An 11,646-nucleotide genomic window follows, 5' to 3' on the forward strand; every position below is an offset into this window, starting at 1 on the left:
GTTGAACCCGGCGGCGAGCGCGGCAATCGCAGCGACTTTCGCTCCCGCGGCCAGCGCCGGGGCGCCGCGCAGGGCCGGCCTGTCGGCGCCTTCTGGAAACCGTGCGCACAGCCATGTGCGCACGACAGGAAGGAAATGCACATGCTGATGCCCGTCGACGAAATCGGGGCGGCGGCCAAGCGCCTCGACGAAGCGGCTGTACTGGGCGTCAAGCTCGGCATGGACATGGCGGGCGCCGATGCGGCCGCGTAGAACAGGCAAGGCCAGTGCGCGGAGCGGTGGCAGCCGGCCTTCCGGCGCCAGGGCCGACCGGCCGGTGACGGCCAACTGGTCGGTCAAGGTGAGGTGCAGCCCAACCGCAGCCCGGCCGCACAGCGGTTTTATGCGCTCTGCCTCCTTTGCCCACTCGGGAAAGCCGGTCATGCAGCTGGTGCCGGTCAGGCGCCCCCGATCGAGAAGATCGAGAATCCCGGCGGAAACGCCAGGCGCCAGGCCGTAATCGTCGGCGATCAGGCGAATGCGCCGCGTCATCTGTTCGAAGAGCCCGGCTCCGGCCGGTCGGCGGGGGCATCGCTGCGCACGACATCGCGCACGAGATAGACCGGCCGATCCTTGCTCTCGCTGAGCGTCACCCAGACATATTCGCCGATCAGGCCAAGCAGGGTCAGGTTGAGGCCGCCGAGCAGAACGACGGCAACCAGCAGGCTGGGGTAGCCCGGAACGGCAATGCCGTAGAAGATCACCTCGAAGAACACCTTTGCACCATAGAGCGCGCCGGCCAACGCCGCGAGCAGCCCGCTAAGACTGATCAGGCGCAGCGGAATGACGGAGAACGAGGTGAACCCTTCGAGCGAGAAGGCGATCAGGTTGAGCCGGCTCCATTTCGATGCGCCACTGGCGCGGCCTTCCGGCGAATAGGGCAATGCTTTCTGGCGAAAGCCCGCCCAGGCAAACAGGCCCTTGTTGAAGCGACGCTTGTCACGCAGGCTGGTCAGTGCGCGCGCCACGGCGCCGCGCATGACGCGAAAGTCGCCGGCATTTTCAGGAATGTCGAAACGCTGGCTGCTGTTGATCAGGCTGTAGAAAAGCCGTGCAAGCTGGCTGCGCCGCCAGCTCGCCTCGCGGCGGTCGTTCTGGGCATAGACGACGTCGATGTCGGGATGGTTCACCAGCTCGGCGATCAGCTTCAGGCTGATGTCCAGGGAATGCTGGAGGTCGGCGTCCATGATCAGCACCATGTCGCCGCGCGACTGGTCGAGGCCGGCGAGCACAGCGACTTCCTTGCCGAAATTGCGGCTGAGGCGGACGATCTCCCACGATCCCGTCAGCGCTTGCGAAAATCGTCCGGCGCCATCGTCACGGCTGCCGTCATCGACCAGGATCTTGTGCACGGTCATGCCGAAGCGCTGTGCCACGGCCGCTTCGAGCTCGCCGAGCAGGCGCGCGAAGGCCGATGCCGAAGCCGCCTCGTTGAAGAATGGCGCAACGATATCGAGGCTCTGTCGCAACTCAGCCATTCGCGACTCCCGCATTCACCACCTTTTCCCGTGCCTTGGCCCAGAACCACCAGATCAGCAAACCGGCGATGAAAGTGACGGCGACCGGCCGGAACCAGGGGAAGAGGAAATCGTGCACATGGCGCTCGACGCCGCTCAGGCCGGTCACGAACAGCGTCATCGACAGCACCGAGGCGAGGACGCCGCCTCGTTCTTCGCGCCACAACAGGGCGATGGCAAGACCGGCTGGTACCGCGATCATGGCAAAGGTGTTGGGCTCGACGCGCGGGTTGAAGACGCACATGTAGAAGGTGGCCGTCAGGAAGATCGCCAGCGCTGCCTTTCCCCCTTCGAGCCTGCGGTCGAACCAGATGACGGCTGAAAGCGTAAGGAGGGCCATGACCATGCGCACGATCGTTGCGCCGAATTCCGGTATCGGCAGCCCTATCGTGGTGAACGGTGCCGTGAAATCGGTGGACACGAAATGGCTGGTATTGTCGACGGCCATGGAGGTCAACATCTGGGCGAAGACACGATACTGATCGTTGAGATAGCCGGCGGGAGCAAAAGCGTAAGGCAGTGCGAGCACGAACAGCACCGCCAGCACCAGCACCGGTATCAACCGAAGCCGAAGGGCTCCTACCAACAACAGCATTATGATCGCGGTCGGCTTGGCGATGATGGCAAGCGAAGCCCAGAAGAACGTCTCCGCCCGTCGCCCTTCCAGCGCCGACAATGTGAGAAGCCAGCAAGCGGCGGTCAAAAGGATCGTCGCCTGGCCGTTGCGGATCGCGCCGAGCGCCATCGGCAAAGCGAGGAAGAGGCCGAAAGAAAGCAGCCACATCAACTCGCCACCACCGAGCTTGCGCACCTGCCGCATCGCGGCAAAGGTCAGCACCGCAAACCCGAGGGAGTGCCACACCACGCCGCCCAGATGCGGACCGAGCTTGACTATCGGAGTGTAGAGCGCGGCGAAGGCCGGCGCGTAGAGATACCCCATCTCGGATTGGGTGTCGTAGAGCGGCAGACCGGCCAGAAGCGCCTCGCTGCCATCTATATAGGCCTTCCACACCGTCCGCGTGTACGGCGACCTCAGGACCATGGCAAGAACGACCAGGAACGCTCCGATCCACAGGCCAAACCCCAAACGGTCGAAAACCGGCTTGGAAATCGTCATCAAGGCACCCCACACAATCCCGGAACAAGCTCAGTCCAGCCTGTCCCGGCATTCGATGGCGGCGGCATATCACGGACGCAGCGGCATGGCATAGGGGGCTTGATGGACGCGGGTATCGGCCTGACGGTTCCGAGGCGGCGGATAACCGGCAATCTCTGACGCAAAGCACTCCGAGGCTAAGGCCGGATGAACACCTTGCCGTTCGGCTTGGCCAGTTCCGCTGGCACCCGCGCCATTGCCTCGGCAAGCGGCACCACCGCTGTCACGTCGGTCGACCAGCGCCCGTCGGAAAAACGCTTCTGCGCTTCCAGGATCGCCGGGCCGCGGCGATCGCGGAACTGGCGCATCCACTCGCTCAGCCAAAAACCTTCGATACGCTTGTGCTGGAAGATCAGTTGGCCGGGCTCGCGGATAACAGTGGCTTCGGGATCGAGCCGCCCATAGATGATCCAGCGCGACCGCTTCGGCATGATGTCGAAGATGGCGGAAGCCAGCGGCCCGGTCACCGCGTCGAGAAAGATGCGCGGCTGCTCGGCCTTCACCACCTCGCGTAACGCCGCCTTGAAATCCGGCGCCTTTTCGTTGAGGACGTGCGCCGCGCCGAGCGCTTTCAGCGCAGCGATCTGGTCGTCGCGGCGCACGGTGACGATCGGCCGGAAGCCCTTCCCGCTGGCAAGGCCAATGATCAGCTTGCAGAGCTGGCTGGCGCCGGCGGTCATGACAAAGGCCTTTTCGCCTTCCTCCTTGACGACGTCGAACATGGCGAGCGCGGTGAGCGGGTTGACGATCATCGCCGCGCCATCCTCGTCGCGAACGGTGTCGAGCAGCGGGATGCAAACATCGGCCTCGGCGACGGCATAGTCGGCCCAAGAGCCCCAATTGGTGACGCCCGTGGCAAAAGCGACACGCTTGCCGATCAGGCTTTTGGGATAGGGTTCGTCCCCGCTGGCGACGACAATGCCGACACCCTCGAAGCCGGCCGGCTGGCCCTTGGCGCGCGGCTGGCCGTACTGGCCCTTGACGAAGGCGATGTCGGAGGGGTTAATCGAGGCGAGGTTGACCTTGATCAGCACCTGCGTCGGTCCGGGGGTCGGCACCGCGATGTTGCCCGGCTCGAGATACGGCTCCATCGCCTCCAGCACACTGCCGCTCGGCGTCCTGGTGTAGCCGTCGCCGACCAGCAGCAGCGCCTTCATTTCGGAGGGGACGGCCATTGGAACACTCCGTGCTTGGGCTGTCGGCATCGCCGGATGACGATGCCGGCGCTCAGACCTTTTCCTGCGTGTATTTCTTCAGCTCGGTGCGCGCCACCTGACGGCGATGCACGGCGTCCGGACCGTCGGCGAGGCGCAAGGTCCGCAGATGCGTCCACGACCGCGCCAGCGGCGTGTCCTGGCTGATGCCTTGCGCGCCGAACATCTGCACCGCCTCGTCGGTGACCTTGAGCGCGACGCGGGGTGCCACCACCTTGATCTGGCTGATCCAGGGGGCCGCGGCGCGGGCGTCGCCCTGGTCGATCATCCACGCCGCCTTGAGGCAGAGCAGCCGGGCCATTTCGATCTCTATGCGGCATTCGGCGATGATGTCGAAATTGGCGCCGAGCTTGGCCAGGGGCTGGCCGAAGGCCTCGCGGCGCACGGAACGCTGGCACAGCATCTCGAGCGCCATCTCGGCCTGGCCGATGGCGCGCATGCAATGGTGGATGCGGCCGGGACCGAGCCGCCCTTGCGCGATCTCGAACCCCCTGCCCTCGCCGAGGATCAGGTTCGATGCCGATACCCGCACATTGTCGAAGCGAAGATGCATGTGGCCGTGCGGCGCGTCGTCATCGCCATAAACCTGCATGGCCCGGACCTTGGTCACGCCTTTTGTATCCGATGGCACCAGGATCATCGAATGACGGCGGTGCTGCGGCTCGTCATCGCCGCCGGTCCTGACCATGACGATGTAGATGGCGCAGCGCGGATCGCCTGCGCCCGAAGCCCACCATTTCTCGCCGTTGAGCACATAGTCGTCGCCCTGACGTTCGCAGCGCATGGCAATGTTGGTGGCATCGGACGAAGCGACATCCGGCTCGGTCATCAGATAGGCCGAGCGGATCTTGCCGTCGAGCAGTGGCTCGAGCCATGCTTTCTTGAGGTCGGCCGAGCCGTACCGCTCCAGCACCTCCATGTTGCCGGTGTCGGGCGCCGAGCAGTTGAAGGTCTCGGCGCCGAGATGCGCCTTGCCCATCTCTTCGGCCAGATAGGCATATTCGACGGTGGAAAGGCCGTAGCCGCGTTCCGAGCCGGTCAGCCAGAAGTTCCACAGGCCGCGCTCTCGTGCGGTCTTTTTCAGCCCTTCGAGGATCTCGCTCTGGCGCGCACTGTAGACCCAGCGGTTGCCTGTCTTGCCCACTTCGCTGAGGAATTCATGGTCGAGCGGCATGATCTCGTCGCGCACCATGGCCGCGACGCGCGCGTGGATCGGCTTCAGCCGCTCGGTCATGCCGAGATTCATCTCCGTCATCGGTCGCTAACCCTTCATGCATGCCAGGCATTTTGTCAGTGGCAAGGATGACCGTACTTCGGATAGCCTTGTCAACGCGAACTGTTTGCCATGCCGAGCGCGGAGGATTGTGATGAGCTATCTGGACGAGCTGTTTTCGGTGGCCGGCAAGACTGCGCTGGTGACGGGTGCCGCGACCGGCATCGGGCGCATGGCGGCGACCGCGCTGGTGCAGGCCGGCGCCAACGTGATGATCGCGTCGCGCAAGGGCGATGACTGCATCAAAGTCGCCGAAGAACTGAACGAGCTTGGCGCATCCGGCCGGGCCGAAGGCTTCGCCGGCGATGTCTCCAGCGAAACCGGCATTGCCGCACTCGTCGCCGAGGTCAAAGCGCGGACCGGGAAACTGCATATTCTGGTCAACAACGCCGGCGTCTCCTGGGGCGCGCCGCTGGAAAGCTTCCCCTATTCGGCATGGGCCAAGGTGTTTGGCGTCAACGTCACCGCGGTCTTCCATCTGACCCGCGAATTGCTGCCGCTGCTTGATGCCGCCGCCAGCGACGCCGATCCGGCCAGGGTGATCAATCTCGGTTCGGTGATGGGCACGCAGCCGCTGGCCGACGACGCCTATTCCTACACGGCGTCCAAGGCAGCCGTGCATCATCTGACCCGCACCCTTGCGCTCGAGTTCGCCGGCCGCCGCATCACCGTCAATGCCTTCGCTCCCGGCCCCTTCCAGAGCCGGATGACGGCATTCGCCACCAGTACGGATGAGCAGGCCAGGCACGTCGGCAGCCATGTTCCGATCGGCCGTATCGGCGCACCGGATGACATTGCCGGCGCAACGCTCTATTTGTGCAGCCGTGCAGGCAGCTATGTCACCGGCGCCATCCTGCCGATCGACGGCGGACAGTCGGTGCAGCATGGGCTGACCCTGTTCAAGGAATGACATTTTCCGGCCACAGAAGCCGGGGGTGAACTGGAGGACATGAGCGTGGAACCGATCAGTCTCGATGTGCTTCTGGCCAGTGTCGGCAAGGAGGTTGGCGTGTCGCCATGGCGGGCGGTCACGCAACGCATGATCGACCAGTTCGCCGACGCCACCGACGACCACCAGTTCATCCACTGCGATCCGGAGCGGGCCATGCGCGAAACGCCGTTCGGCGGCACCATCGCGCACGGCTTCCTATCGCTGTCGCTGTTGTCGGCGATGACCTTCGAGACCATGCCGCCGCTGGAAAACGGCAAGATGGGCGTCAACCACGGCTTCGATTCGCTGCGCTTCCTGGCGCCGGTGAAAACGGGCGCGCGCATCCGCACGCGTTTCGTGCTGGCCGACGTCAAGGTCAGGCCGTCGGGCTGGGTGCAGACCGCGCATGACGTGACGATCGAAATCGAAGGTTCGAAGAAGCCGGCACTGACCGCGCGCTGGTTGACGCTGACCTTGATCGAACGCCAGCCCGAGACGGCATGAGTGATCCCGTACTCGACCAGGCAGCGCTTGCGCCTTACCTCGAGGCGAACATACCGGGCTTTTCCGAGCTTGCAGCAGTCGAGAAGTTCAAATCCGGCCAATCGAACCCGACTTACCTTTTGACGGCGGCAAGCGGCCGTTACGTGCTGCGCGCCAAGCCGCCGGGGCAATTGCTGAAATCGGCGCATCAGGTCGACCGCGAATTCAGGGTGATGAGCGCGCTTGCCGGCACCGCCGTGCCCGTGCCTGCCATGCTGCACCTGTCGGCGGAAGACTCGCCCATCGGCCGCATGTTTTACGTGATGGATTTCCTGGACGGCCGCATTTTCTGGGATCCGGCGCTGCCGGAGGCTCGCGACAACGAAGAACGCGCCGCTATATACGATGCCATGAACGAAACCCTCGCGGCGCTGCACGAGATCGATGTCGGGACAGTGGGGCTCGGCGATTTCGGGCGGCCGGGAAATTATTTCGAGCGGCAGCTGGCGCGCTGGACCAGCCAGTACCGCGCCTCGGAGACTGACGCAGTCGCCGACATGGACGGGCTGATTGCCTGGTTGGAAACGCATATGCCCGCCGATGATGGCCGGATCTCGTTGGTGCATGGCGACTACCGGCTGGACAATCTGATCTTCGCGCCGGACCGGCCGAAGGTGCTGGCGGTGCTCGACTGGGAATTGTCGACATCAGGCCACCCCTTCGCCGATATCGCCTATCAATGCATGCAATGGCGGCTGCCGCACGCTTCCGGCTTTCGCGGCCTGGGCGGTGTCGACCGTTCCGCACTCGGCCTGCCCTCCGAGGAGGACTACGTCGCCGCCTACTGCCGGCGGCGCGGGCTCACCGGTATCGGCAACTGGACGTTCTATCTCGCCTTTTCCTTCTTCCGGCTGGCCGCGATTTGCCAGGGCGTCTACAAGCGGGCGCTGGACGGCAACGCCTCCAATCCGGAAAAGGCCCGGACCTATGGCGAGGCGGTAAAGCTGCTTTCGCGCCTTGCCGCGAAGCTGATCGACAAGGAGGCGTGATGGGCCGCTTTGACGGAGCAAAGGTGCTGATCACGGGTGCCGCCAACCTCGACAAGCGTCGGCACGATCCGAAGCATACCGCTTGGGAACTTCCCGTGCCCTTGTCCGTTTCCGTACAGCGTATATAATTTAGCCAGCCACCAACCAACCAAAGGCACCAGATCTTGCCGCAGAGCGTCCAGACACGCCGCGAGAAGCAAAAGGCAGAACTGCGCTCCGAACTTGTCGAGGCCGCGCACAAGCTCGTCCAGGAAGAAGGCTATGAAGGCCTGACCATCCGCAAATTGGCCAAGCGGGTCGGCTACGCCCCGATGTCTGTCTATTCCTACTTCGCCGACAAGCAGGACATCCTGTTCGCTCTGGCCGAGGATGCGTTCGAGACGCTGGCCCGCCGCATCGAGGAGCATCCATCCGACGATCCGATCGAGGCCTTGCAGGCGGTGATGACCGAATATGCCGCTTTCGGACTCGGCAATCCCAACGAATACCGCACCGTGTTCATGACCGAAAAGACCAAGCTGCCGGAAGGCTACAATGAAATGGAGGAGAGCAACCCTGCTATGAAGGTGCTGATCAGCAGGGTCGAAGCCTGCGTTGCCGCCGGCAAATTGCAGGGCGATCCGCGCGCCATCGCCACCATGCTGTGGGCGGTCGGCCACGGCACGATCTCGCTGCTCATCACCTTTCCGTTTTACCCCTTCGGCGATCCGCAGGCCTTCGTGAAGCGGATGTGCGATTTCACGCTCGCCACGCTCAGCACGCAAAACGTCCCGCCTCTGACCGAGACACCGGTCAGCTGCTGAACGTCGTTTCCTTTGGTTTGTGTATTCTCCTCCAGACCTTGGGGGTCTTGGTTAACAAAAAATTTATTGTACGCGTACGGTTTTCCTTGAACTTCGCGATCGACGGGCGTATATGTACAGCGCATCGTACACGTACGAGAGAAATTCACCCGTCGGTACGAATTGAATTCGACCCGGAAACCGGAGACTGACAATGAAAAAGACACTCCTCACCCTCGCCGCCGTGCTGGCACTTTCGGGCTCGGCCTTCGCCGCCAACACCACCCATCCCGTCAAGCATGCGCCGGTGGCGGCCTGCGTTGACACCAGGACCAACGTGAAGCTCGATTGCGCTTCGACCGGTTCGGTCGAGAAGAAGGGTGCCACGCAAAATACCGCTGAAGGCAAGGGCCCGCGGCTCGGCATCAGCATCAATCCGTGGATTGTACCAAGCGCATTTTGACATCAGCAAAGATCGCGTCTGGCCGGCACAAGCCGGCCAGCTTCAGCCGACCGAAACCGGCAGCTTCGCCGCTGAACTCTCGAAGGCCGCGTCGATCAGCTTTTGCATGTCCGCGGCACGCCGGAACGACGGATCGCCATTCCGGCCTGTATCCAGCGCATCGGCAAAGCGTCGCGCATTGCGCTTGACACTGGGCAGCGCCAAGATCTGCCAGCGCTGAAGATCGACATCGCCGCCGAGACAGGCCGACAGGTTCGATGCCTTGCCGTCGGTTTCGACCCTGATGGCGCCCTTGGTGCCGTGCAGGGCCAGCGACAGATCGTTGGCGTGGCCGGTCATGTAGCGGCTCGCCACGATCGTAGCGAGCGCACCGGAACTGAGCCGCGCCGTCATTGCCACGCTGTCATTGGCGTCCAGCACATAGTCGCCGATGCGCTCGCCCTCGGCCTTCGGAAACGTCACCAGATCGGCACGCAGGCTGACGATATCCTGGCCGGCGCCATAGGTGGCGAAGTCCAGGATATGGATGCCGACATCGCCCAGCACACCGGTCGAACCGTGCCGGCTCGACAAGCGCCAGAGCCATTTGTCCTCGACCCGCCAGTCGCCCCACGACTGGCTGACCAGCCAGCTTTGCCGGTAGCTTGCCTCGACATGGCGCAACACGCCGATCTCGCCGGCCAGCACCATGCGCCGCGCTTCATGGATCGCCGGTGAGTTGCGATAGGTCAGGTTGACCATGTTGACCACCCCTGCAGCCTCGGCCGCTTCGGTCATATCAAGCGCGTCGGCGTGGTTCGGCGCCAGCGGCTTTTCGCAAAACACATGCTTTCCCTGGGCAAGCAGCGCCAGCGTCGTTGCCATATGCGCACCATCCGGCGTCGCGTTGATGGCGGCATCGAACTGACCCCAGGCGATCGCCGCCTCCAGGCTCTCGAAAGATTCGCCGATCTTGCTGACGGCGGCAAACGCCGCCGCACGGCCAGGCACCTGATCGACGCAAGCGACGATGCTGCAGCCGGGAATCCCGGCAAACTCATCGACATGATGTCCGGCGATGCCGCCGGTGCCGAGCAGAAGAATTCGATGCATCAGTTCAGGCCCCCAGCCACCTCACACCCCAATCAGCTCAGGCCCGAATCAACTCAGGCCCTTGTCGCCGTCGGCATGCAGGCGCAGCCCCTTCTGCACGATCTTCTCCTTGGCCGCATCCGTCGGCACGTTCGGCGCATTGGTGATGCCGGACCATGCCGGCGCCGGGTTGTGCGCCCAGTGCACGGCGTTGCGCAGCACCTGCTGCACGCCCTCATTGTGATAGATCGGATAGGTCTCGTGACCGGGCGAGAAGTAGAAGATCCGTCCCGCGCCGCGCTGGTAGGTCAGCCCGGACCGGAACACCTCGCCACCCTCATACCAGGAGACGAACACCGTCTCCAGCGGCTCCGGCACGGCGAAGGGCTCGCCATACATTTCGGTCTCGCCGATCTCCAGGCACTCGCCGATGCCTTGCGCGATCGGGTGGCCGCGGTTGATCGCCCAGACGCGCTCGCGCTCGCCCGCCTCGCGCCATTTCAGCGAACAGGGCGTGCCCATCAGCCGCTTGAATATCTTCGAGTAGTGGCCGGAATGGAGCACGATCAGGCCCATCCCTTCCCACACCCGCTTCTGCACCCGCTCGACGATCTCGTCCTTGACCTCGCCATGCGCCGCGTGGCCCCACCACAAAAGCACGTCGGTGGCCGCCAGGCGCTTTTCGCTCAGGCCGTGCTCGGGCTCCTGCAAGGTGGCGGTGGTCGCCTCGATGCCCTTGTCCTGGTTGAGGGCGGTGGCAATGGTGCCATGCATCCCCAAGGGATAGAGGTCGCGCACGGCTTCATTGGTCTGCTCGTGGACATTCTCGCCCCAAACGATCGCTTTTGTCGGCATTTTCATCTCCCAAAGCGCTTTAAATAGCATGTCAAAAGGGATTGAGAAGGTCCCGATGCCGCCTGGCCCGATGGAATACTACGTCTTGCGCTTCTTGCGCCCCGGCACGGTCTTGGCCTTGCCCGGTTTCGCCGGTGCGCCGGGGATGGCGGTTCCGGTAATGGATATCGGATCGCTGGCCGGGAACGTGTCTTCGAGGCCTTCCTCGAGTTCCTCTTCGGCGCTCGGGGCTTCATGTCGCTCATGTTCGAGCGAGCGGACGGCCGATGTCTTTATCACCGGCGACTTCGGTGCGGAATTCGACGGCATCGGCATTCTCCCTCGGCGTGCGGATGCAGAACGAGCGTGCCCTGCAAAACGTTCCGAGTTCAGACCGCCGCGTCGCGCGATCCCTCGGACAGGAAAGTAAAGACATAGTCCGAGAAGGAACGCCAGCACTCGACCCGGAAGGCGTCGTTACCCGTGCGCAGCAGCACGATCTCGGTCTTGCCCAGGATGGTGCGCGACGCTGCGCCCACCGGGAAGGCGTCGAGCGACAGGTCCTGCGGGCAGCCAGCATTGATCGTCGCCGCTGCCCCAGTGCCCGTCACCGATATCGCGATGTTGCGATGCGAGACGCCGACCGCCGAATGCAGCGCGGATACTTTGGCGCAATCGGCGAGCGGATCGTTGCCGGCCTCATCGATCACAAGCCATTCGTCGGGACCGAGCCACAAGACGGTGCGCCCGCCCTTCGCGGCAGAGGTTTTCGGCTTGTTCGGCAAGGTCACGCCGAGCGCCTTCGAAAGCGCTGCGGCCGAAGCCTCCGGCGCA

At 63.8% G+C, this 11,646-nt stretch carries 14 protein-coding genes; 5 read left to right on the forward strand and 9 right to left on the reverse strand.

Annotated elements, in window-relative coordinates; translation table 11 throughout:
* The 5 genes from EOC06_RS41700 to EOC06_RS04665 form a co-directional block, all read right to left on the reverse strand.
* The coding region (locus EOC06_RS41700) for a ChbG/HpnK family deacetylase (protein ID WP_245469332.1) at positions 1-531 on the reverse strand (531 nt) is incomplete at its 3' end.
* On the reverse strand, positions 528-1,517 hold the full coding sequence (locus EOC06_RS04650) for a glycosyltransferase family 2 protein (RefSeq protein WP_128307199.1): 990 nt from the start codon (positions 1,515-1,517) through the stop codon (positions 528-530). The genes EOC06_RS04650 and EOC06_RS41700, both read right to left, overlap by 4 nt.
* Positions 1,510-2,673, reverse strand: coding sequence for a glycosyltransferase 87 family protein (locus EOC06_RS04655; protein ID WP_128307200.1), 1,164 nt, complete (start codon positions 2,671-2,673; stop codon positions 1,510-1,512). The genes EOC06_RS04650 and EOC06_RS04655 overlap by 8 nt, the downstream gene beginning before the upstream one ends.
* A 176-nt stretch (positions 2,674-2,849) precedes the next feature.
* Positions 2,850-3,887, reverse strand: a complete 1,038-nt coding sequence (locus EOC06_RS04660; protein WP_128307201.1) for a zinc-binding dehydrogenase — start codon at positions 3,885-3,887, stop codon at positions 2,850-2,852.
* A 52-nt stretch (positions 3,888-3,939) separates the two neighbouring features.
* Positions 3,940-5,181 (reverse strand): acyl-CoA dehydrogenase family protein, encoded by a 1,242-nt coding sequence (locus EOC06_RS04665; protein ID WP_128307202.1) that lies wholly within the window; start codon positions 5,179-5,181, stop codon positions 3,940-3,942.
* Between the two features lie 112 nt (positions 5,182-5,293).
* Between EOC06_RS04665 and EOC06_RS04670 the strand changes: the two genes are divergently transcribed.
* The 5 genes from EOC06_RS04670 to EOC06_RS04695 all read left to right on the forward strand — a co-directional run bounded on the left by EOC06_RS04670 (position 5,294) and on the right by EOC06_RS04695 (position 8,907).
* Positions 5,294-6,109, forward strand: coding sequence for an SDR family oxidoreductase (locus EOC06_RS04670; RefSeq protein ID WP_127398842.1), 816 nt, complete (start codon positions 5,294-5,296; stop codon positions 6,107-6,109).
* A gap of 39 nt (positions 6,110-6,148) precedes the next feature.
* On the forward strand, positions 6,149-6,634 hold the full coding sequence (locus EOC06_RS04675; protein WP_023810115.1) for a MaoC family dehydratase: 486 nt from the start codon (positions 6,149-6,151) through the stop codon (positions 6,632-6,634).
* On the forward strand, positions 6,631-7,662 hold the full coding sequence (locus EOC06_RS04680) for a phosphotransferase (protein WP_127329419.1): 1,032 nt from the start codon (positions 6,631-6,633) through the stop codon (positions 7,660-7,662). Before EOC06_RS04675 ends, EOC06_RS04680 begins: the two co-directional genes overlap by 4 nt.
* 164 nt (positions 7,663-7,826) lie before the next feature.
* Positions 7,827-8,465 carry a TetR/AcrR family transcriptional regulator gene (locus EOC06_RS04690; RefSeq protein WP_128307203.1) on the forward strand — a complete coding sequence of 213 codons (639 nt, stop codon included), beginning with the start codon at positions 7,827-7,829 and terminating at the stop codon, positions 8,463-8,465.
* A 193-nt stretch (positions 8,466-8,658) separates the two neighbouring features.
* Positions 8,659-8,907, forward strand: coding sequence for a DUF680 domain-containing protein (locus tag EOC06_RS04695; protein WP_127268964.1), 249 nt, complete (start codon positions 8,659-8,661; stop codon positions 8,905-8,907).
* A gap of 42 nt (positions 8,908-8,949) precedes the next feature.
* On the opposite strand, the gene EOC06_RS04700 is transcribed toward EOC06_RS04695, so the two are convergent.
* The 4 genes from EOC06_RS04700 to EOC06_RS04715 all read right to left on the reverse strand — a co-directional run.
* Positions 8,950-9,999 (reverse strand): Gfo/Idh/MocA family protein, encoded by a 1,050-nt coding sequence (locus EOC06_RS04700; RefSeq protein WP_128307204.1) that lies wholly within the window; start codon positions 9,997-9,999, stop codon positions 8,950-8,952.
* A gap of 48 nt (positions 10,000-10,047) precedes the next feature.
* On the reverse strand, positions 10,048-10,833 hold the full coding sequence (locus tag EOC06_RS04705) for a ThuA domain-containing protein (RefSeq protein WP_128307205.1): 786 nt from the start codon (positions 10,831-10,833) through the stop codon (positions 10,048-10,050).
* 78 nt (positions 10,834-10,911) lie between these two features.
* Positions 10,912-11,142 (reverse strand): hypothetical protein, encoded by a 231-nt coding sequence (locus tag EOC06_RS04710; protein WP_127398121.1) that lies wholly within the window; start codon positions 11,140-11,142, stop codon positions 10,912-10,914.
* 59 nt (positions 11,143-11,201) lie between these two features.
* On the reverse strand, positions 11,202-11,646 hold a 445-nt coding region (locus EOC06_RS04715), incomplete at its 5' end, for a sarcosine oxidase subunit gamma (protein WP_245469333.1).

Origin of the sequence: Mesorhizobium sp. M7A.F.Ca.MR.362.00.0.0 (assembly GCF_004023175.1) — a bacterium.
Lineage (GTDB): Bacteria > Pseudomonadota > Alphaproteobacteria > Rhizobiales > Rhizobiaceae > Mesorhizobium.